We start from the raw sequence: 18,615 nt of genomic DNA, 5'->3' as shown, positions 1-18,615 counted from the left end.
CCGGGGTTATAGCTCAACTTGTAACTCTACCGTCTGTACGGTTTATTAATGAGCAACCCTGGCGATGTAAAGTCTACAACGTAGTTGAAAACTTACAAGTGTGAAGTCCGTCAGGCATATGAAAAAAAACGACTTGCGTACATATTTGTTAACATCTTTGCTGCAAATGTAGCCAGCGAAGAGAGGCTGGGCGTCGCGGAAGCCGCGTATTCCGCTTAAATTTCACTAATGAACAAAGACCTGTAAATATTAAAAAGTAATACCAGGATTTGTCTTAAATTTACTTAATGATACAAACCAGAATGAATTTTTAGCGCAGAACGCGGTCTCGTACCGTTAACACCCCCCCGTGAAGGGCGCATGATAAAACAGATGGCATTACCCATTTCCGCCGCTTCTGAAAGCGCCAGATGTTCCTCATCACTCATCTCGTAAGACAACCAGCCAATAACCACACTGTAATTTCCGGTGCGCAATGCGCGGAGCATGGCATCGACAGTAGTATAGGAATTTGATGGGCTCGCCTGCATCACTTTAGTCAGCGGTAGACCTGAGGCCTGAAGCCAGGAACGGCTCAGCCGCTGATTGGGCGTGAGCCACAGCAGCCAGCGCGATTGCTGACCAAGCTGTTGTAGTAAAGGGAGTAAAACACACTGGGTCATCCAGGGTTGATCTTCCTGGTAAACAATTTCGCTGACCATTCCTTTCATTTCCGGGGCAGTTGAGAATTCCAGATGCTTTTGTGTTGTGCGCATCGTTGTAACTGAGCGATTTGAATGAGCAGTAATGTTCATAATGTGTTCAACTCCAGCGTGTACTGTATGTTTGTACAGTACATCCAGGCAGCACAAAGATCAACCTTATTTTCTGAAAGCACCTCGCAATTCTTTTATCTAAATCTCCGCCGCAGAAAATTAATATTGCCGAGATTCGCCAAGTTGAATATGTTCGTTTTACAGGAATCAATAACGGATACATTCCTGTTATCTATTGATAATAAAGGAGTTATAATGAAGTCAATTACCACTGAAACGCTCATGCGTTTAGAGGGTTTATTAAAGACCCTGGGCGAAGTGCGTTGTCGTTCCTTGTTTGGCGGATACAGCCTGACGATTGATAAAGCCGCGTTCGGCATGCTGGTTGAAGGTGAGCTTTTTTTGCGGGCTAATGAACAAAGCGCGGGTTACTACACCCAACGTAATTTATCGAAGCTTAAATTTACTCGCCGGGGAAGGGCGGTCTACCTCAATTATTATCAGGTCGACAGTGAGCTGTGGAATAACCCCGATTTATTGGTGCAGTTAGCGGCTGACTCCATCAGTTGCGCCAATGAAGACATTGCTCATCGCCAACAGGAAATGCGCGTTAAGGATTTACCTAATCTCTCTTTGCAGTATGAAATAGGGTTGTGGGAAGTTGGTATCAGTGATGTCGATACCCTTAAAGCGTACGGCGCGAAAGAGTGTTGGTTAAGGTTACGCACCATTAAAAAAAATTGTGGCGTTAAAGCGCTCTATGCGCTGGAAGGGGCTATTGCCGGCCTACATGAAGCGGCGCTCCCGGCGGAAACCCGCCGGGAGCTCTATGAGTGGTTTATGCAGCAGCCTTTATCGGTCAGTGAGGGGTGAGACCTGATGCTGCAACTTACTCATTTCTGGCAATAGTGCTGCAATTAATCCTATCTGCTGCAAGACCAGTGCTTCTTTACTCTCCTGACGAGGCTCGATATCCCGGATTCGCTTCGTCAGCCCGGCTAATGCCCGTTGTACTTTACTTTCATCAGCCGGGAGATGATGCAGCGCATCATCGACATAGCAAACGGCATCGTCCAGGATAGCGAGGATCTCACTATTTACGACTTTTTCGCGATGCGCACCGAGAGCGGAAATATAGCCAGTTAATGAATGGTTCAGGCACAGCAATCGGAAGGCGGTTTCACGAATTGCATCGCTGACGTGAGGTTCCGTCGACATATTTGACACCACTGACGCGAGTTCTGCATCACGGTTATGGGCGTCACGCCGGGCGATACGGTAGGCGAGGCGGTTATCCCGGCCCTGATGATATTGCTCGAGGATCGCATCAAGATAGCGGCAGTTAGCATTGAGCGCCCGCTCAAGTACCTGATCGAGCCGGCGAAAGCGCCAGTCAGGCCAGATAAAGCTCACCGCAGCCCAGGCGATGGCGCAACCGATCAGAGTATCGATAACGCGAGGCAGCGCAACTTCAAAACCTTCGCCGAGTAAATTGAAGCACAGCAGCACCAGCAGCGTAATAAACATCGTTGCGTGAGCGTATTGCACGGTGCGGAACATAAAGAACAGCACGCCGGTGATCACGATTAATATCAGCTGACCTTCCAGAGAAGGCACGAACCACAGCACCGGAATGCCAATCGCCACGCCAATTAATGTACCGACCACCCTTAGCGTCAGGCGATGGCGCGTGGCGTTGTAGTTAGGCTGGCAAACAAACAGACTGGTTAGCAGGATCCAATAGCCGTGCTGCAAGCCGGTAACCTGAATAAACGCATAGCCGATACACAGCACCACCGACATTCTCACCGCATGGCGGAACAACGCCGATTCCGGCGTAAAGTGGCGGCTGAGGCGCAGCCAGATATCGTTGACGCCGTGCAGGCTGTCATCGGCAAGCTGGTTCTCATCGTTGCGCGGTTCAGCGAGAGTCTGCTCGGATTCAATGCTGGCTAACTGGGCGTCGACATCGCGTAAGTTATTGATGAGAAAGCCAATGGCTTTCTTTTCTGAATCCGACATTTCATCCGCACGAATGCGCGAAATGGCGGCATCAAGGTGAATAAAGGCGCGCTCAAAGCGCGGGTCATGCTGGTAGGGGGTACGCAGTAAGATAGAGCGCGCCAGCGCCTGGCACGCCTGCCCTTGCATAGAAAGTAGCCGCTGGAAGCGGAACATCACATCGCTGTATCGCAGCTTTTGGCGCAGTTCGTGATACTGAATGTGGGCGGAACTGGCCCGCTCATGAATATCCTGAGCGACAAAATAGTAGTGCAGGGTCCGGCGCGTGCCGCGCTGACCGCGATCGCCGCGCAGGCGGGTTAATAATAATGTCTTGGTCTGGTTAAGCGTGGCGATCACCTGGCTATTGGCCAGCGCCAGCTCCATCATCGGCGCCTGCCGTTCCTCTTCAATATCGGGATCGAACAGGCGCGATTTCATCTCAAGGTACCAGGCGAGCTGTTCATAGCTGCGGGCCAGACTATCCTGCAATGCCCTGACGGGAAAAATCACATGGCCGATCAGCGTCAGCAGGTTGTACCACACCGCGCCTGCCAGCAGCAGCAGTGGCTGTTGATACCAGTGCTCGTACAGCGAGACACCCAGCATGGTGTACACCGCAATTAATAACGCGCCAAACGCGATGGTGGCATAGCGCTGCCCAAGGCCGCCGAGCAATATAAAGCCGCAGGTGGAAACCGTCAGCCCAACCGCAAACAGCCATGGCCACGGGAATAACAGCTCAACAGAGGCGGACGCGATAAAAAAGCAGACCAGCGTGATGATCAGGTTACGTAGCCGCCCCGCCAGCCGATCGTCGAGATCGGTCAGCGCGGCGGCGACCACCCCCAGGGTCAGCGGAATAGTGAGTTTGACCTCGCCGAGCCACCAGGGAAGCGCCGCGCTGCCACACAGCGCGATAAAGATGCGGAAGTTATACAGCCAGGTGCTGTTCCAGGAATAACGCCTGAGCAGGGGGCTAAACATAACGTTGCCTGTTCCCATTATTGAAAACGGCGTCGGGCATTGGCTTCGCGCGCTGCTTGCGCTATTTCCACCGAAACCACCCTGCGCCCGACCGGCCAAAGCGCAATGGCGGCGATTTTAAAATTCGCGATGCCCACCGGGATCCCGATAATCGACACGCACTGCATAATCCCGGCGGCGATATGCATCAGGCATAGCCACCAGCCAAACAGCACCAGCCACACAATATTTAGCAACGTGCCGCCGGTATTTAAGATCGCGCTCTTGCTTTGCGGCTCCAGTTCGTCGACATGAACAGCTTCGTTGCCGTATGGCACCAGCGATAACTTTGTGATTTCCCAGCAGGAACGCGTTAACGGAAGGGTGATGATAAAAACAATACTCAGTACCGTCGCCAGCAGCCAGGAAAGGGTGGTAGCGAAGCCGCCGAGGACAAAATTGAGAATATTAAGAACCGTGCGCATAGAACATCTTCCTTTGATTGCTGAGCTAAAACATTAACCTCAGCAATTGTAACGCGTTTTTACTCTGGAGCGGCATATACAGGGCGGTTAAACTTAGCCTACGACGACTAACCGTGGTTACGTGATGGAACTGAAAGCAACTTCAATTGGAAAACGGCTCGCGCAGCATCCTTACGATCGCGTGGAGATCCTTACCGCTGGTGTAAAGGTGTCGGGCGATAGTCATGAATATTTAATCCCTTTTAACCAGCTGCTGGCGATGAGCTGTAAACGCGGGATGGTATGGGGTGAGCTTGAATTTGTGGTGCCGAATAACCAGGTGGTGCGTCTTCACGGTACGGAGTGGGCAGAAACCCAGCGTTTTTATCAGCATCTTCTGGGGCTCTGGACGCGCTGGAGCGAGGAGATGAGTGAAATCGCCGCATCGGTGTTGAACGAGCAATGTCAGCGGATCGCAACGCTGGCCCAACGCAATAAATGGCTGAAGCGCCATGAAATCCAGGGTATCCAGCAATCTATCCGTGCGGCCTTTAGCGCCTTGCCGTTGCCGCTTTCCCGTTTGACGGAGTTTGATAACTGCCGTGAGGCTTATCTTGAATGCAATAGCTGGCTGACCCATGTTGAAAAACGCCGTCAGCAGGCTAATCAAAAATTCACTGAACAGATGCTCAGTCAGTACGCTGATTTCTTCGAGCAGATTGAATCGTCCCCACTCAATCCAAGTCAGGCGCGCGCGGTGGTAAACGGCGAGGAGTCGGTGCTAGTGCTTGCCGGAGCCGGTAGCGGCAAAACCTCGGTGCTGGTGGCGCGTGCGGGATGGTTAATGGCGCGCGGCGAAGCGTCTGCCGATCAAATTTTGCTGCTGGCATTTGGACGCAAAGCGGCCCAGGAGATGGAGCAGCGTATTCAGGAACGCCTGCATACCGATCAGATCGCCGCCCGAACTTTCCATGCGCTGGCCCTGCACATTATCCAGCAGGGCAGTAAAAAACCGCCGCAAATCAGTAAACTGGAAAGTGATACCGATGCGCGTCACACATTATTGATTACGGCATGGCGTGAGCAGTGCCAGCAGAAAAAGGCCCAGGCGAAAGGCTGGCGGCAATGGCTGACCGAAGAGCTTGAGTGGGAAATTGACGAAGGCAACTACTGGCAGGATGACAAACTCGCTCGTCGTCTTGCGCCACGCCTGGAAAGGTGGCTCGGGATTATCCGTACCCACGGCGGTTCCCAGGCGGAGATGATTGCCAGCGTGCCGGAGGAGATGCGCGATCTGTTTCAGAAACGCGTCAGGCTGATGGCCCCGCTGGTCAAAGCCTGGAAAAGCGCTCTGAAAGCTGAAGGCGCGGTAGACTTTTCCGGGTTGATCCATCAGGCCGTTAACGTGCTGGATAATGGGCGCTTCGTCAGCCCGTGGAAGCATATTCTGGTGGATGAGTTTCAGGATATTTCCCCACAGCGCGCTGCGCTACTGGCGGCGCTGCGGCGGCAAAACTCCCATACGGCGCTGTATGCCGTGGGTGATGACTGGCAGGCGATTTACCGCTTCAGCGGCGCGGAGTTACTGCTGACAACCTCTTTTACCCATCATTTTGGCGAAGGGGATCAATGCGCGCTGGACACCACCTATCGGTTTAACGGTCGCATAGGCTACATCGCCAACGCTTTTGTGCAGCAAAACCCACATCAACTGGACAAGCCGCTGAACAGTTTGACGGCCGGAGATAAAAAAGCGGTCACGCTGCTGCCTGACGATCAGCTTGAGGCGCTGCTGGATAAACTCAGCGGGTACGCCGGGCACGATGAACGCATTCTGGTGCTGGCCCGATACCATCATTTGCGCCCGGCGACGCTGGAAAAAGCGAATACCCGCTGGCCGAAACTGAATATCGATTTTATGACTATTCACGCCAGCAAGGGCCAGCAGGCTGACTACGTGATTATCGTGGGATTGCAGGATGGCAAAGAGGGTTTTCCGGCACCGGCGCGGGAATCTGTTATCGAGCAGGGGTTGTTGCCGCAGCCTGAAGATTTCCCGGATGCCGAAGAGCGGCGGTTGCTCTATGTGGCGCTAACGCGCGCGCGGCATCGGGTTTGGCTGTTGTACGACAAACCGAACCCTTCCCGTTTTGTGCCGATCCTGGAAGCGCTCGGTGTGCCGTTAGCGAAAAAGCCGTAATTACTTTAGGCGTTCGGCCAGATAACGTGGGTAATCAGGGATAAGAATATCGACGTTATCATTAAAGTGCGGAGACTGGATAATGAAGTCGGCGGTGGAAATATTGGTCGCGACGGGAATATTCCATACCGTGGCAAGGCGCAGCAGCGCTTTTACATCAGGATCGTGCGGAACGGCGTTAAGCGGATCCCACAGAAAAATCAGCACGTCGATTTTGCCTTCCGATATCAGCGCGCCGACCTGCTGGTCGCCGCCCATCGGGCCGCTCAGCATGGCTTTGACGTTCAGGCCACTGGCGCGCTGAATCAGGTTGCCCGTGGTGCCAGTAGCGTAAAGCACATGTTGCGACAGCAGCATTTGATGGCGTTCGGTCCATTTCAATAGCATTTCTTTGCAGTGATCGTGGGCGACCAACGCGATATGTTTTTGTGCGCCCAGGGTACGGGTAGTCAGTTCCATATCAGTATCCATAAAAATAAGATTGGATACAGCTTACCGGAAGTGATTGATGCCGCAAGCGAAGCGATTAAAAAAACCGAAGTTGATGCGGGTCAGGAGGAAGGTTGCTGCTTAACCCATTCCAGAAAGCGGGTGCGGGTATCATTGTCGGCCTGTAAATACCAGTGCTTAAGCCGTTGCTCCGTCAGGGTTTGCGAATGGGCTACCGGCCTGTCCAGTTCCGATGGCCCAGAGAGCAGGGCGCTGTCATCAGCCATCAGGGTAACAAATTCCGGGGCAGAAGCTTTATTGTTGGCCTTGTTATAGCGCTCGGTATCCCATTCGTAATCAATTCCCTTCGGATTATTGGTGACTGCCAGTACATCGAGCCTTGCCGGTATGGGCGTGGCGCTGCCGTCAAGCAACTGTACGCGCGGTGTGGCATCGAACTGTTCGCTCTCTTTTTCGGTTTCAATACGTGGTAGCGAGATATTAACCTGTGTCACGTTGCGGGTATCGAAGGTCATGATAAGCGGAGGAGAAATATACAGCCTTCGGTCCCGGCTGGCGGTGACCAAATTTTTTTCTACCCGAAAAACCAGCTGGTGAGGCCCGTTATCCAGTTCAATGCTATCCGCGCCGCGCAAAAAAGAGCCGGAAACTTTTTTCCCATCAAGAACCAGTAAGTCGATATCCCCGGAAAGATGTAGCGTGGTAGCCGCTGCCGTTACCGGTATTAGGGCCACCAACAAGGCGGCGGCGAATAAGCCTTTCATTAATGTCTCCAGACTCCCGGCATCACAGCCTGAGAATGTATCAAAATTTTGCACGAATAATATTCATTAACATATATCCAGATTTATCTGTTTTGCTCTCATGCATCCGTATGGGAATGATGGTGAGACATTAAGGTTTGGCTTACACTGAGAAACCATTGCTGGAGGGTCGACTATGAATGAATCTGAAATTGCTGGCATTCTGAAGACAACGCGCACCATCGCTCTTGTGGGTGCCAGTGACAAGCCGGAGCGGCCAAGCTATCGCGTCATGGCCTATCTGTTGAACCAGGGGTATCACGTGATTCCCGTCTCGCCGAAGGTCGCCGGTAAATCATTGCTGGGGCAAAAAGGCTACGGCTCGCTGAGTGAAATCCCGGAAAAAGTCGATATGGTAGACGTGTTTCGTAATTCAGAGGCGGCATGGGGCGTCGCGCAGGAGGCCATCGCCATCGGCGCGAAAACGCTGTGGCTGCAACTGGGCGTGATTAATGAACAGGCGGCGGTGCTGGCGCGCGATGCGGGCATGAAAGTGGTGATGGATCGTTGCCCGGCCATTGAAATTCCCCGGCTGGGCCTGGCCAAATAAAACGATAAACCCCGCAGCGCGGGGTTTATTTTTAGTTGTTTAAGCGCGGCGCCTGAAGCTGTTTACGGATGGTCTGCGCCAGTTCGTCCATCGATGGCTGCTCAGGATGTTCATCCTGTAGCTCTCCGCTCAACTGGGCTTCGGCCAAATAGGTGTGTACCGGCTGGCCGTCGTCATCTTCCATAACCACATGATACCAGGGGGCGGCGCGCAATTCTGCGTTTACCGCCAGCTCGTCTGCGTCAGGTTCATCCAGCGCGTACTCAGGATCGATATCGACCACCACGCCCAGATAACCCAGCAATGAGTGGCGGACCTGTTGGCCAATACCGAATTTGCTGGCAATCATCGTCACCTCCCGGGGAAACTTAACTCTGCAGCAGATATGCGGGCAGTTTCCCATTTTTCAAGTTACATGATGCGGCAGGCAAATCCTTTCAAATAAAGCCCTTCCGGGTAGCTCGCTATCACCGGGTGATCGGCTGCCTGACGGAACTGCTCTATAAATTGTACATCACGTCCGGCATCTACAGCGGCATCGGCGATGATTTTCTGAAATAAATCGCTAGCCATCAGACCCGAACAGGAAAATGTCAGCAACACGCCGCCCGGATTGAGCAACTGGATCGCCAGCATATTGATATCTTTATAGCCCCGGCAGGCACCCATCAACTGGTTTTTGTTTTCCACAAACTTTGGCGGATCCATCACGATGACGTCGAATTTTTCGCCCTGGTCGCGATATTTACGCAGCAGCTTGAACACGTCATCACGGACAAAATCAGCCTTGCGGAGATCCAGCCCGTTCAGCTCAACGTTTTGTTTTGCCACGTCCAACGCGTCCTGCGAAGTATCCACGCTGATCACCTGCTGGCATCCGCCAATCAGTGCGGAAACTGCAAACCCGCCGGTGTAGGAGAAGCAGTTAAGCACGCGCTTATCCTTCACATAGCCGCGGGTCGCAAAGCGGCTGTCGCGCTGGTCAAGGTAGTAACCCGTTTTGTGGCCGCCTTTGATATCCACCAGCAGCTTCATACCATGTTCTTCAATCGGCAACAGGTCCGGGGGCAATTCGCCACTTACCGGGCCTTGTGTCAGCTCCATCCCTTCTTTTTTACGCACTGCGACATCGGAACGATCGTAAATCGCGCATTCAGGATAAAGCGTGTGCAGCGCGCTAATCAGGGCAGGACGCTGATATTCCGCGCCTGCCGACAACAGTTGCAGCACCAGGAAGTTACCGAAGCGGTCAATGGTCACGCCCGGCAACCCGTCCGACTCACCGGCGATAATGCGGTAGCTGTCGAGCCCGTCGCGTGCGGCCAGCCAGCTGCGCCACTGCTGCGCCTGTTGTAGACGTTTAGTGAAAAATTCGATATCGATGGATTCATCACGATCGAATGTCCAGACGCGGGCGCGGATCTGCGATGCGGGAGAATACGCGCCGCGCGCCAGCCACTTACCCTGGTGATCGACGATATCAATGGTTTCACCCAGGCTGGCTTTCCCTTCCAGGCGCGCAACGGCACCAGAAAATACCCACGGATGGCGGCGCAATAACGATTTTTCGCGCCCTTTGGCTAACACTAAACGTACACTCATAATTTGCTATGCTGATGTCAGAGAAAATGGGCGCCATTTTCCCGAGTTCAGCGGGGAAATGCAACGCGCCAGGCATAAAGGAGCACAGTAATGTCAAATGTATGCGTTATCGCTTGGGTGCACGGCATGGTTCAGGGCGTGGGGTTTCGTTACAGTACCCAGCATGAAGCCAACCGGCTTGGGCTTACCGGCTATGCCCGTAATTTAAACGACGGCAGCGTGGAAGTGGTGGCCTGCGGCGAGAATGAAAAAGTAGAACAGCTACTGGGCTGGCTGAAAGCGGGCGGGCCGCGCAGCGCCCGGGTGGACAAAGTGCTTCATGAGCCTCATCGCCCCGAGCGCGAATGGACAAACTTCGGCATTCGCCATTAAAGGCATTTTACCGGCTTCGGCAGTCCCGCGATTTTGGTGGCTTGCTTAGCCGGGCCTTTCGGGAACAGGCGGAAAAGATAGCGGCTGTTGCCTTTCTCCTCGCCATAAGCTTTTGCCATCGCCTTTACCAGCATACGGATGGCCGGCGACGTATTAAATTCCAGATAAAACTCGCGTACGAAGCGCACCACTTCCCAGTGTTCAGGCGTGAGCGCAATGCCTTCCTGTTCGGCTATCACTTCCGCCAGGCCTTCGGTCCAGACGCTGGAGTCCTTTAGGTAACCGTCGTTATCGGTTTCAAATTGTTTATCGTTAAAGGTCAACATTATGTTCTTACCACCGTGAAACGGGGTCGCAGTGTAACAAATATCGGGCGCTGAAAAAAACAAAGCCCCGCACAATGGCGGGGCTCGATAGTGCACTGGCTGGTTAATCGCGGCTTGCGAAGCCCAGGATGCTCAGCAGGCTAACAAAAATGTTATACAGCGACACGTAAAGGCTTACGGTAGCGCGGATATAGTTAGTTTCGCCACCGTGAATGATATTGCTGGTCTCATACAGGATTGCGCCAGACGAGATCAGAATAAACACGGCACTGATTGCCAGGTGCAGGGCAGGCAGTTGCAGGAAGATGTTTGCCACCATGCCAACCAACACGATTACGATACCCGCCATCAGCATACCGCCCAGGAAGGACATGTCTTTGCGGGTCGTCAGTACGTAGGCAGAGCAGCAGAAGAACACTAATGCCGTACCGCCCAGGGCCATGCCGATGACATCACCCATACCGGCAGACAGGTAAGCATTCAACATCGGGCCAAGGATGTAACCCAGAAAACCGGTGAATGCGAACGCAGAGAAAATACCTGCCGGAGAGTTCGCGGTTTTATAGGTCAGGAACATCAGTCCGTACATACCTACCAGCGTCAGGATAATTCCCGGTGACGGCAGGCCCAGAACGGTGCTGGCGGTTGCGGTGATAGCCGAAAACGCCAGCGTCAGGCTCAACAGGAAATAGGTATTACGCAGCACTTTATGCGTGCTAAGCAGCGAATTCATATCGCGTGAGGAATAAACTATGCGATCCATGAGTTGTTCTCTCATTACAGGTGATAGCATCAGAGAATAGTGCGTCATAAGGAAGCGGGAAAGCCCTTTTACCCATCTTTACGCTGATTTATCAAGCGAAAACAATCAGTAGCCGTCAATGAGCACCGGGCAAAGTTGATGAGAGGGGTTTGCCTCAGTAAGCATTTTCCTGCTGTCTTTCTGCGCATAATGCCGATATTTCAGGCGATTAATCGCAATTTGCTTGTTTTTGCGGCAAACGAACCGTTTCGGGCTTTACAGGACGAAAGGGGATGTTTATAGTTCGCCTCATTGGAAGTGTGGCCGAGCGGTTGAAGGCACCGGTCTTGAAAACCGGCGACTCGAAAGGGTCCCAGAGTTCGAATCTCTGCGCTTCCGCCATATTAGTGAAGGGGCCGTCGAAAGACGGCCCCTTTTGCTTTTTGGTTCAATCAAACCATGCGGGTTTGTCACAGACGGCAATATCGACGCTCGTCACGATCTCTTCTTCCACGATCCGCGTCAGGGAGAGCGGGGGCAGATGGTTGATGTCAAAGAAGCCAACATCCAGCGATTCATGGCTAATTTTCAGTTCGCCATCCAACTCTTCGCACAAAAAAATCATTTTGTAGACGTGCCAGGGGTAAGGAGGATGGCCGTGCAGATTCCTGTCCCATATCCCGAGTAATTTCGTGACCTTTATATCCAGCCCGGTTTCCTCCAGCACTTCACGACGTATCGCCGTTGAGGGGCTGTCACCCACATCCACCCAGCCTCCCGGTAGACTCCACAAACCGTCATCCGCTTCCTGCACCATCAATAATTTGCCCTGGCGCAGAACAATGGCGCGGACGTCCGATTTTGGCGTGGCATAACCCTCATCGGAGATATGCATTCTGGCAAACGTTTCGGGGCCCAAATCAAAACCTGCCGCTAACATGTCGTAAGCGATTTGCCTGAGGGTTTCATAACGTTCTCTGTCGAACACGCCGGGGGAATAGGTCAGTCCGGATTGAGCAATCGCCTGGATGCGCTGGGCGATAAGGTTAATATCTTCGTTGCTGAGTTTGTTGGGCACTTTCGTCGACCTTTTTGAAAACAGGCCCTTAACTTACTCCGGTTATCCTTTATCAACGATTAAAATAATAAAAAACCCCGGTCATCGCCGGGGTTGGTCAGGGCCGCGCCTACATCGAAAGCTATCGGCTAACTTTGCGGCGCACATCAGGAATAAATAAATCACCCCGCATTAACTGCGTGCCCAACATATCCTGGGTTTTTTCCGTCAGCCAGTTAACAATGCGCACCGCCATAGCTTCAATCGGGTATTCAATAGCAGGAATGACGGGCACGCCGGGTAGCTGCAACGATCCGCCGAGGCTGAACACCATAATGTCTTCCGGCACTGACTTATTAAACGCCTGCAATTGGGGGATAATGTGCTGCGCTTCATGCTCATCCGCGACCATCAGGGCGTTAAAATTGAGCGTGGCGGCGTTGTTCAGCAATTCCTGCAACGCCACGGAAGAAGAGGCTGCTTCCAGAAACACCAGATTACGGTTAAACGGCAGGAAATTTTTCTCCAGCGCGTGCTTATAGCCCAGCAGTACTTGATCGGCAAAGCCGCTGCCTTTCGGCTGGATCATGGCGATTTGCCGCCGCCCCTGGCTTATCAGGTAATTACAGGCGGTTTCTGCTGCGAATGCATGGTCGAACTGGATGCTGTTGACGTTTTCCGCCTCCATGCAGTCCACCAGGACCACATTGTCCTGGTCAATATCCAGCGGGAAACGCGCGCCGATAATCAAAATATCATCACAAAGCCCGCAGTTAAGTTCTTCCAGTGCGTGCAGCACTGCGCTTTTAGAGTTGGCAAACCGCAGCAGCAAATGTTTTTGATGCTGGCTGAGATGTTTTTCCAGCACGTACAGGTAGCTGGTGGTCTGGTTGATATTTTCGTGTGCGCAAATCACGCCAATACAGCCTGTAGACTGGCTTAATAAAGATTGCGCAATGACATTTGGCCGATAATTCAATTCGTCCACGGCTTTTAGCACCGCCAGGCGGCTGGCTTCCTTGACCCCGCGCGAACCGCTCAACACCCGTGACACTGTGGCCTTCGACACCCCAGCTAAACGTGATACATCGTTGATTGTTGACATCTTTTTCCCCTGACAGGCGCAAGTGCAGCCTGGAAATCCTGATAAAACCTGTAGCGCAAATAATCACCATCCGCAGTATAGCCGTTTCCGTTTTTGATGGAAACCGATTTTCCATTTGGACGCCGCGCATCCCTTTTACACACCAAAACTGTGACGCCGGGCTAAAGAAAATGCTTGTTATTGGGTTTATTTTGATAGCAATCACACTTCTGGTTATTTGAAATGGAAACCGGTTTCCGTGTGATGTCCAATCAGTCCTGAAATAACTATTAACATGTTGAGGTGATCGGGATGTTCAGGATTATGTTGTGTTGTTCCGCAGGGATGTCTACCAGTTTGCTGGTGCGGAAAATGGAAGAAGTGGCGCAGGAGAGAGGTCTTGCCGTTGAGATCAACGCCTTTGGCGTTTCCGAATTTGATACACAGTTTCCAAACTATCAGGTCGTGCTGATCGGGCCGCAGGTTAAATATATGTTAGGCACCCTGGCAGCAAAAGCGGCACCTCACAGCATTCCAGTCCAGCCTATTGATATGATGGATTATGGTATGCAGCGCGGTGATAAAGTTCTCGACTACGCACTGTCGCTGATCGAAGCGGCGCACTAATACAGGGGTTCCCATGAGTTCACTCTACCAGTCAATGATTGCGGTCATTGAACAATCCATCACCCCGCTGGCCGGGCGTCTGGGGCAGCAAAAATACGTTATTGCTATCCGTGACGGTTTTACCGCGGCGCTGCCGTTTATGATTATCGGTTCCTTTATGCTGGTGTTTATTTTCCCGCCGTTCTCAGCGGATACCACCAACAGTTTTGCCCGCGGTTGGCTGGATTTCTCCCAGACCTATCGCGAACAGCTGATGCTGCCATTCAACCTCAGCATGGGCGTGATGACGTTTTTTATCTCGGTAGGTATCGGGGCCAGTCTGGGGCGGCAGTTTAACCTCGATCCGGTGATGTCCGGCCTGCTGGCGTTTATGGCGTTCCTGCTGGTGGCGGCACCCTATGCGGAGGGTAAAATCTCCACCCAGTACCTGTCAGGGCAGGGGATTTTCACCGCGCTGATCACCTCTATTTACTCCACCCGCGTGTACGCCTGGCTGAAGCAGAACAACATCACCATTCGCCTGCCGAAAGAAGTGCCGACCGGCGTGGCGCGTTCGTTTGAAATCCTGATCCCGGTGGTGGTAGTGATTGGCACCCTGCATCCGCTGAACCTGTTTGTGGAAGCGCAAACCGGCATGATTATCCCGCAGGCGATTATGCATCTGCTGGAGCCGCTGGTTTCCGCATCGGATTCCCTGCCGGCAATCCTGCTGTCGGTACTGCTTTGCCAAATCTTCTGGTTTGCCGGGATTCACGGCTCGCTGATTGTCACCGGCATCATGAACCCGTTCTGGATGGCCAACCTGTCTGCCAACCAGGCGGCGCTGGCGGCGGGCACTGCGCTGCCGCACGTTTACCTGCAAGGCTTCTGGGATCACTACCTGCTGATCGGCGGCGTGGGCTCGACGTTACCGCTGGCCTTCTTGCTGCTGCGTAGCCGCGTAGCGCATCTGCGCACCATCGGCAAAATGGGCGTGGTGCCGAGCTTCTTTAATATCAACGAACCTATCCTGTTTGGCGCGCCAATCATCATGAACCCGATGCTGTTTATCCCGTTCGTCTGCGTGCCGTTGGTTAACGCCGTGCTGGCCTATACCGCGACCCGTCTGGACTGGCTGCCGCAGGTCGTGTCTCTGACGCCGTGGACCACCCCTGCGCCTATCGGTGCGTCATGGGCGGCGAACTGGGCGTTTAGCCCGGTGGTGATGTGCCTGATCTGTATGGTGATGTCGGCGCTGATTTACCTGCCTTTCCTGCGCGCTTATGAGCGTTCATTGATGAAAACTGAAGAGCAGAAAGCGCAGAGCGCCGCGCCGATGGCTGAACCAGCCAACAGCAACTGATATCTGGAGCGAGTAATGACCATGAAATATACCTTTCCTGAGAATTTTTGGTGGGGCAGCGCGAGTTCCGCGCTGCAAACCGAAGGGGAAAGCCAGGGTAAAGGCAAAGGGCAAACCACCTGGGATTACTGGTTCGCTACCCAGCCGTGGCGCTTCCATAACGGCGTCGGCCCGGATAAGACGTCAACGTTTTACCGCAACTGGCGTGAAGATATCGCTCTGCTGAAAACGTTGAACCACAACAGTTACCGCACCTCGATTAGCTGGTCGCGCCTGATCCCGGACGGAACCGGGGAGGTGAACCCGCAGGCGGTTGAATTCTATAACCAGGTCATCGACGAGTTGATTGAACAAGGCATTACCCCGTTTATCACGCTGTTCCACTTTGATATGCCGATGGCGATGCAGGAAAAGGGCGGCTGGGAAAACCGCGAGGTTATCGACGCTTATACCCGCTATGCGCAAATCTGTTTCGATTTGTTTGGCGACCGTGTGCTGCACTGGTTTACCTTCAACGAGCCGATTGTGCCGGTGGAAGGCGGCTATCTGTATGATTTCCACTATCCCAACGTGGTGGATTTCAAACGTGCGGCAACCGTGGCGCTGCATACCGTGCTGGCCCACGCTTCAGCGGTGAAGGCGTACCGTGCAGGCAGTTATGCCGGGGAAATCGGCATCGTGTTGAATTTAACCCCGTCGTATCCACGCTCGCAAAACCCGGCGGATGTGAAGGCCGCTGACTATGCGGATCTGTTCTTCAACCGCAGTTTTCTCGACCCGGTGCTGCGCGGCGAATATCCCGCCGAACTGGTGGCGGTGCTCAATGAATACGATCAGCTGCCGGTTTGCCAGCCGGGGGATAAAGAACTGATTCGCGAAGGTGTCATTGACTTGCTGGGCGTGAATTATTATCAGCCACGCCGGGTAAAATGCCGCGACAGCGCGATTAATAAAGACGCGACGTTTATGCCGGAGTGGTTATTTGATTATTACGAAATGCCCGGCAGAAAAATGAATCCGTACCGCGGTTGGGAAATCTATGAGCCGGGTATTTACGATATTCTGACGAACCTGCGCGTTAATTACGGTAATCCGCGCTGTTTTATTTCTGAAAACGGCATGGGCGTAGAAAACGAGCAGCGCTTTATTGATGGCGGGAAAATTAACGACCAGTATCGCATTGATTTTGTCGCGGGCCATTTACAGTGGCTGCATAAAGGGATCGCCGAAGGCAGCCGTTGCCAGGGCTATCACATGTGGACGTTTATTGATAACTGGTCCTGGTGCAACGCCTATAAAAACCGTTACGGTTTTATTCAACTCGACCTGGAAACGCAACAGCGCACGATTAAACGCAGCGGAGAGTGGTTCGCCGCCGTTTCCGCCCACAATGGCTTTGATAAGGAGTAATAACGATGGTGGTATTAGAAGAAGCGGTCATGGAAATTATCGTCAATGCCGGCCAGTCCCGCAGTCTGTGCTTTGAGGCGCTGCACGCCGCCCGGCAGGGTAATTTTGACGAAGCGAAAAGCCTGCTGCGCGAAGCGGACGGCTATTCCCGCCAGGCGCACCGTATGCAGACCAAACTGATTGAACAGGACGCGGGTGAAGCTAAACAACCGATGACCTTAATTATGGTCCACGCCCAGGACCATTTAATGAATTCCTTATTAGCTCGTGAACTGTGTGAAGAAATACTGCATCTGTATCAGCGTTGATTTCCGTTTTAAATATTACCCGGAGTGTAAGTGACGAGAATATTTTAACCGTTCTGTACCCTTAAATAATAAATAACTTGTTTTGGTGATAGCGATTAATTATCTCTGCCAGAACAGGGACTGTTATTACTAAAAATTACATAGAGAATATTATGAATAACATTAAAAAACTTCCATTAACGATGGCGGTTCTCGCCGCGCTTTGCCCAATTTCTGCTCTGGCCCAGGAGTTCACGCAGGAGCAAATTGACGCTATCGTGGCTAAAGCGGTGGATAAAGCCCTGGCCGAACGGCAGGCAAAAATTGACGAAGCGGTAAATAAAAAGGCGGATGTGATTACCGAGCCGCAAACTGCAGCGCAGTCTCCGGATATGGCGATCCCGTTTGGCGTTAAATTTAGCGGCTACGCCCGTTACGGTGCCCATTTTCAGACCGGCGACCAGAAATACGTCGCGGTGGATGGCTCTTATAACGGCGCGTCGGCAATTGGTCGTTTAGGTAACGAAGGCAATGGCGGCGAATTCCAGCTCTCTAAAGCATTCAAAAGCGATAACGGCGCTATCTGGGACGTTAACGTGATGATTGACCACTGGGGCGATGAAGTGAACCTGAAAAAGGCCTATGCCGGGGTGACCAATCTGTTTGCCTCGAATCCTGGCGCTTACCTGTGGGCCGGTCGTGACTTCCACCAGCGTCCGCAACAGGGCATCAACGACTACTTCTGGATGAACCACGACGGGCAGGGCGCGGGGATTAAAAACTTTGATATCGGCGGCGTCCAGTTCGATCTCGCTACCGTGGCCGCGGTGGAATCCTGTAGCCCGGAAGTGATGGATGATGAAGCCAACCCGTCGCGCATCACCTGTACCGGCGGCTCCGGCACCGGCGACAAGGGCAACTATGCGGTGACCTCGAAAGTTCACGGCATGAAAATTGGGCCGTTGGATCTCGAACTTTACGGTAACTACGGCTTCGACTCGAAAGCCGTTGACGACGACCAGCGCATGAACGCCTGGCAGGGCGGCGTGGTGTTGAGCCACACCAACGACAGCGGCGTAAACAAAATTATCGCCCGCTACTCTGATAACTCCGACAACAGCGTGTACAACAAAACCGAGGACCTGACCACGGTGTACGCCAGCTTCGAGGGGCTTCATCGATTCACCCAGCAGGCGCAAATCGAATACCTGTTGGCATTCCACGATTACGACAACAGCAAAAACGGCAATGATAACCGCCGCAACTACGGCGCGATTGTCCGTCCGATGTATTTCTGGAACGACGTTCACTCCACCTGGCTGGAAGCAGGCTATCAGCGGGTTGATTACGACAAAGGCGGCGATAACAACGGCTGGAAAGTCACCCTGTCGCAGAACGTGTCTATCGCCATGGGGCCGGAGTTCCGCCCGATGCTGCGCTTCTACGTCACCGGCGGGGAAGTGGACAACGAGCGCACCGCGCGCGTCAACGGGACAGACGATCAGCAGTTAGATTCGTTCAACGTCGGCGCAATGTGGGAAGCGTGGTTCTGATGAGCGATGCCGCCGTGGTCTTCA

General features: G+C 53.0%; 20 protein-coding genes and 1 tRNA gene. 10 read left to right on the top strand and 11 right to left on the bottom strand.

What is annotated here, in order from left to right:
* Nucleotides 1-284 precede the first annotated feature (284 nt).
* Nucleotides 285-794, bottom strand: coding sequence for an SOS-induced cell division inhibitor SulA (gene sulA / locus ACVV26_RS13830; protein ID WP_474797677.1), 510 nt, complete (start codon nucleotides 792-794; stop codon nucleotides 285-287).
* A gap of 216 nt (nucleotides 795-1,010) precedes the next feature.
* On the opposite strand from sulA, the gene ACVV26_RS13825 reads away from it, so the two are divergent.
* A complete protein-coding gene (locus tag ACVV26_RS13825) occupies nucleotides 1,011-1,628 on the top strand; it encodes a TfoX/Sxy family DNA transformation protein (RefSeq protein ID WP_474797675.1) in 618 nt (205 codons plus the stop codon).
* Here ACVV26_RS13825 and yccS read toward each other — a convergent pair.
* Nucleotides 1,608-3,743: a YccS family putative transporter gene (gene yccS, locus ACVV26_RS13820; RefSeq protein ID WP_474797673.1), complete on the bottom strand. Its 2,136-nt coding sequence runs from the start codon at nucleotides 3,741-3,743 to the stop codon at nucleotides 1,608-1,610. The two genes, ACVV26_RS13825 and yccS, sit on opposite strands and share 21 nt — an antisense overlap.
* Before the next feature lie 17 nt (nucleotides 3,744-3,760).
* Complete coding sequence (locus ACVV26_RS13815) at nucleotides 3,761-4,207, bottom strand: YccF domain-containing protein (RefSeq protein WP_312978750.1); 447 nt, start codon at nucleotides 4,205-4,207, stop codon at nucleotides 3,761-3,763.
* 124 nt (nucleotides 4,208-4,331) lie between these two features.
* Here ACVV26_RS13815 and helD point away from each other — a divergent pair, with 124 nt between their 5' ends.
* The gene (helD, locus tag ACVV26_RS13810) at nucleotides 4,332-6,386 is read left to right on the top strand and encodes a DNA helicase IV (RefSeq protein WP_474797671.1); all 2,055 of its coding nucleotides are present in this window, start codon (nucleotides 4,332-4,334) and stop codon (nucleotides 6,384-6,386) included.
* Here the strand turns inward: helD and mgsA are convergent, their stop codons facing one another.
* Both mgsA and csgI read right to left on the bottom strand, forming a co-directional pair.
* The gene (mgsA, locus tag ACVV26_RS13805; RefSeq protein ID WP_474797669.1) at nucleotides 6,387-6,845 is read right to left on the bottom strand and encodes a methylglyoxal synthase; all 459 of its coding nucleotides are present in this window, start codon (nucleotides 6,843-6,845) and stop codon (nucleotides 6,387-6,389) included.
* A gap of 92 nt (nucleotides 6,846-6,937) precedes the next feature.
* Nucleotides 6,938-7,600, bottom strand: coding sequence for a curli synthesis inhibitor (gene csgI, locus ACVV26_RS13800; RefSeq protein ID WP_312978756.1), 663 nt, complete (start codon nucleotides 7,598-7,600; stop codon nucleotides 6,938-6,940).
* A gap of 175 nt (nucleotides 7,601-7,775) precedes the next feature.
* Between csgI and ACVV26_RS13795 the strand changes: the two genes are divergently transcribed.
* Nucleotides 7,776-8,189 (top strand): CoA-binding protein, encoded by a 414-nt coding sequence (locus tag ACVV26_RS13795; protein WP_312978758.1) that lies wholly within the window; start codon nucleotides 7,776-7,778, stop codon nucleotides 8,187-8,189.
* A gap of 31 nt (nucleotides 8,190-8,220) precedes the next feature.
* Here ACVV26_RS13795 and hspQ read toward each other — a convergent pair whose 3' ends face one another.
* Both hspQ and rlmI read right to left on the bottom strand, forming a co-directional pair.
* Nucleotides 8,221-8,538 carry a heat shock protein HspQ gene (hspQ, locus tag ACVV26_RS13790; RefSeq protein ID WP_125291826.1) on the bottom strand — a complete coding sequence of 106 codons (318 nt, stop codon included), beginning with the start codon at nucleotides 8,536-8,538 and terminating at the stop codon, nucleotides 8,221-8,223.
* 62 nt (nucleotides 8,539-8,600) lie between these two features.
* Nucleotides 8,601-9,791, bottom strand: coding sequence for a 23S rRNA (cytosine(1962)-C(5))-methyltransferase RlmI (gene rlmI / locus ACVV26_RS13785; RefSeq protein WP_474797667.1), 1,191 nt, complete (start codon nucleotides 9,789-9,791; stop codon nucleotides 8,601-8,603).
* A gap of 90 nt (nucleotides 9,792-9,881) precedes the next feature.
* Between rlmI and yccX the strand changes: the two genes are divergently transcribed.
* Nucleotides 9,882-10,163, top strand: coding sequence for an acylphosphatase (gene yccX, locus ACVV26_RS13780; RefSeq protein ID WP_474797665.1), 282 nt, complete (start codon nucleotides 9,882-9,884; stop codon nucleotides 10,161-10,163).
* Here yccX and tusE read toward each other — a convergent pair.
* Together tusE and yccA are read right to left on the bottom strand one after the other, a co-directional pair.
* On the bottom strand, nucleotides 10,160-10,489 hold the full coding sequence (tusE, locus tag ACVV26_RS13775) for a sulfurtransferase TusE (protein ID WP_474797663.1): 330 nt from the start codon (nucleotides 10,487-10,489) through the stop codon (nucleotides 10,160-10,162). The two genes, yccX and tusE, sit on opposite strands and share 4 nt — an antisense overlap.
* A gap of 103 nt (nucleotides 10,490-10,592) precedes the next feature.
* A complete protein-coding gene (yccA, locus tag ACVV26_RS13770; RefSeq protein ID WP_474797661.1) occupies nucleotides 10,593-11,252 on the bottom strand; it encodes an FtsH protease modulator YccA in 660 nt (219 codons plus the stop codon).
* A gap of 293 nt (nucleotides 11,253-11,545) precedes the next feature.
* On the opposite strand from yccA, the gene ACVV26_RS13765 reads away from it, so the two are divergent.
* Nucleotides 11,546-11,633, top strand: a tRNA-Ser gene (locus ACVV26_RS13765).
* A gap of 46 nt (nucleotides 11,634-11,679) precedes the next feature.
* Here the strand turns inward: ACVV26_RS13765 and ACVV26_RS13760 are convergent.
* A complete protein-coding gene (locus ACVV26_RS13760; protein ID WP_474797659.1) occupies nucleotides 11,680-12,309 on the bottom strand; it encodes an NUDIX hydrolase in 630 nt (209 codons plus the stop codon).
* 121 nt (nucleotides 12,310-12,430) lie between these two features.
* A complete protein-coding gene (locus ACVV26_RS13755; protein WP_312978769.1) occupies nucleotides 12,431-13,393 on the bottom strand; it encodes a LacI family DNA-binding transcriptional regulator in 963 nt (320 codons plus the stop codon).
* Nucleotides 13,394-13,684: 291 nt separating this feature from the next.
* Between ACVV26_RS13755 and ACVV26_RS13750 the strand changes: the two genes are divergently transcribed.
* From ACVV26_RS13750 to ACVV26_RS13730, 5 genes are all read left to right on the top strand, one after another.
* A complete protein-coding gene (locus ACVV26_RS13750) occupies nucleotides 13,685-13,999 on the top strand; it encodes a PTS sugar transporter subunit IIB (protein WP_474797657.1) in 315 nt (104 codons plus the stop codon).
* A 13-nt stretch (nucleotides 14,000-14,012) separates the two neighbouring features.
* Nucleotides 14,013-15,341, top strand: coding sequence for a PTS sugar transporter subunit IIC (locus ACVV26_RS13745; RefSeq protein ID WP_312978773.1), 1,329 nt, complete (start codon nucleotides 14,013-14,015; stop codon nucleotides 15,339-15,341).
* Nucleotides 15,342-15,362: 21 nt separating this feature from the next.
* A complete protein-coding gene (locus ACVV26_RS13740) occupies nucleotides 15,363-16,751 on the top strand; it encodes a glycoside hydrolase family 1 protein (RefSeq protein WP_474801853.1) in 1,389 nt (462 codons plus the stop codon).
* A gap of 5 nt (nucleotides 16,752-16,756) precedes the next feature.
* Nucleotides 16,757-17,059 (top strand): PTS lactose/cellobiose transporter subunit IIA, encoded by a 303-nt coding sequence (locus tag ACVV26_RS13735; RefSeq protein WP_201743255.1) that lies wholly within the window; start codon nucleotides 16,757-16,759, stop codon nucleotides 17,057-17,059.
* 152 nt (nucleotides 17,060-17,211) lie between these two features.
* Entirely contained in the window at nucleotides 17,212-18,591 is a 1,380-nt protein-coding gene (locus tag ACVV26_RS13730) for a carbohydrate porin (RefSeq protein ID WP_474797655.1), read from the top strand.
* Nucleotides 18,592-18,615: the final 24 nt, after the last annotated feature.

The sequence above is a fragment of the Atlantibacter sp. MEI4A-1023 genome (assembly GCF_056155425.1).
Note: the sequence above shows the minus strand (reverse complement) of the source record. Positions and strands in the feature narration are given on the sequence as shown.

What these genes read in the sequence shown, in the direction of transcription:
- sulA (WP_474797677.1), bottom strand. Translation starts at nt 794, where the DNA reads ATGAACATTACTGCTCATTCAAATCGCTCAGTTACAACGATGCGCACA.
- ACVV26_RS13825 (WP_474797675.1), top strand. Translation starts at nt 1,011, where the DNA reads ATGAAGTCAATTACCACTGAAACGCTCATGCGTTTAGAGGGTTTATTA.
- yccS (WP_474797673.1), bottom strand. Translation starts at nt 3,743, where the DNA reads ATGTTTAGCCCCCTGCTCAGGCGTTATTCCTGGAACAGCACCTGGCTG.
- ACVV26_RS13815 (WP_312978750.1), bottom strand. Translation starts at nt 4,207, where the DNA reads ATGCGCACGGTTCTTAATATTCTCAATTTTGTCCTCGGCGGCTTCGCT.
- helD (WP_474797671.1), top strand. Translation starts at nt 4,332, where the DNA reads ATGGAACTGAAAGCAACTTCAATTGGAAAACGGCTCGCGCAGCATCCT.
- mgsA (WP_474797669.1), bottom strand. Translation starts at nt 6,845, where the DNA reads ATGGAACTGACTACCCGTACCCTGGGCGCACAAAAACATATCGCGTTG.
- csgI (WP_312978756.1), bottom strand. Translation starts at nt 7,600, where the DNA reads ATGAAAGGCTTATTCGCCGCCGCCTTGTTGGTGGCCCTAATACCGGTA.
- ACVV26_RS13795 (WP_312978758.1), top strand. Translation starts at nt 7,776, where the DNA reads ATGAATGAATCTGAAATTGCTGGCATTCTGAAGACAACGCGCACCATC.
- hspQ (WP_125291826.1), bottom strand. Translation starts at nt 8,538, where the DNA reads ATGATTGCCAGCAAATTCGGTATTGGCCAACAGGTCCGCCACTCATTG.
- rlmI (WP_474797667.1), bottom strand. Translation starts at nt 9,791, where the DNA reads ATGAGTGTACGTTTAGTGTTAGCCAAAGGGCGCGAAAAATCGTTATTG.
- yccX (WP_474797665.1), top strand. Translation starts at nt 9,882, where the DNA reads ATGTCAAATGTATGCGTTATCGCTTGGGTGCACGGCATGGTTCAGGGC.
- tusE (WP_474797663.1), bottom strand. Translation starts at nt 10,489, where the DNA reads ATGTTGACCTTTAACGATAAACAATTTGAAACCGATAACGACGGTTAC.
- yccA (WP_474797661.1), bottom strand. Translation starts at nt 11,252, where the DNA reads ATGGATCGCATAGTTTATTCCTCACGCGATATGAATTCGCTGCTTAGC.
- ACVV26_RS13755 (WP_312978769.1), bottom strand. Translation starts at nt 13,393, where the DNA reads ATGTCAACAATCAACGATGTATCACGTTTAGCTGGGGTGTCGAAGGCC.
- ACVV26_RS13750 (WP_474797657.1), top strand. Translation starts at nt 13,685, where the DNA reads ATGTTCAGGATTATGTTGTGTTGTTCCGCAGGGATGTCTACCAGTTTG.
- ACVV26_RS13745 (WP_312978773.1), top strand. Translation starts at nt 14,013, where the DNA reads ATGAGTTCACTCTACCAGTCAATGATTGCGGTCATTGAACAATCCATC.
- ACVV26_RS13740 (WP_474801853.1), top strand. Translation starts at nt 15,363, where the DNA reads ATGAAATATACCTTTCCTGAGAATTTTTGGTGGGGCAGCGCGAGTTCC.
- ACVV26_RS13735 (WP_201743255.1), top strand. Translation starts at nt 16,757, where the DNA reads ATGGTGGTATTAGAAGAAGCGGTCATGGAAATTATCGTCAATGCCGGC.
- ACVV26_RS13730 (WP_474797655.1), top strand. Translation starts at nt 17,212, where the DNA reads ATGAATAACATTAAAAAACTTCCATTAACGATGGCGGTTCTCGCCGCG.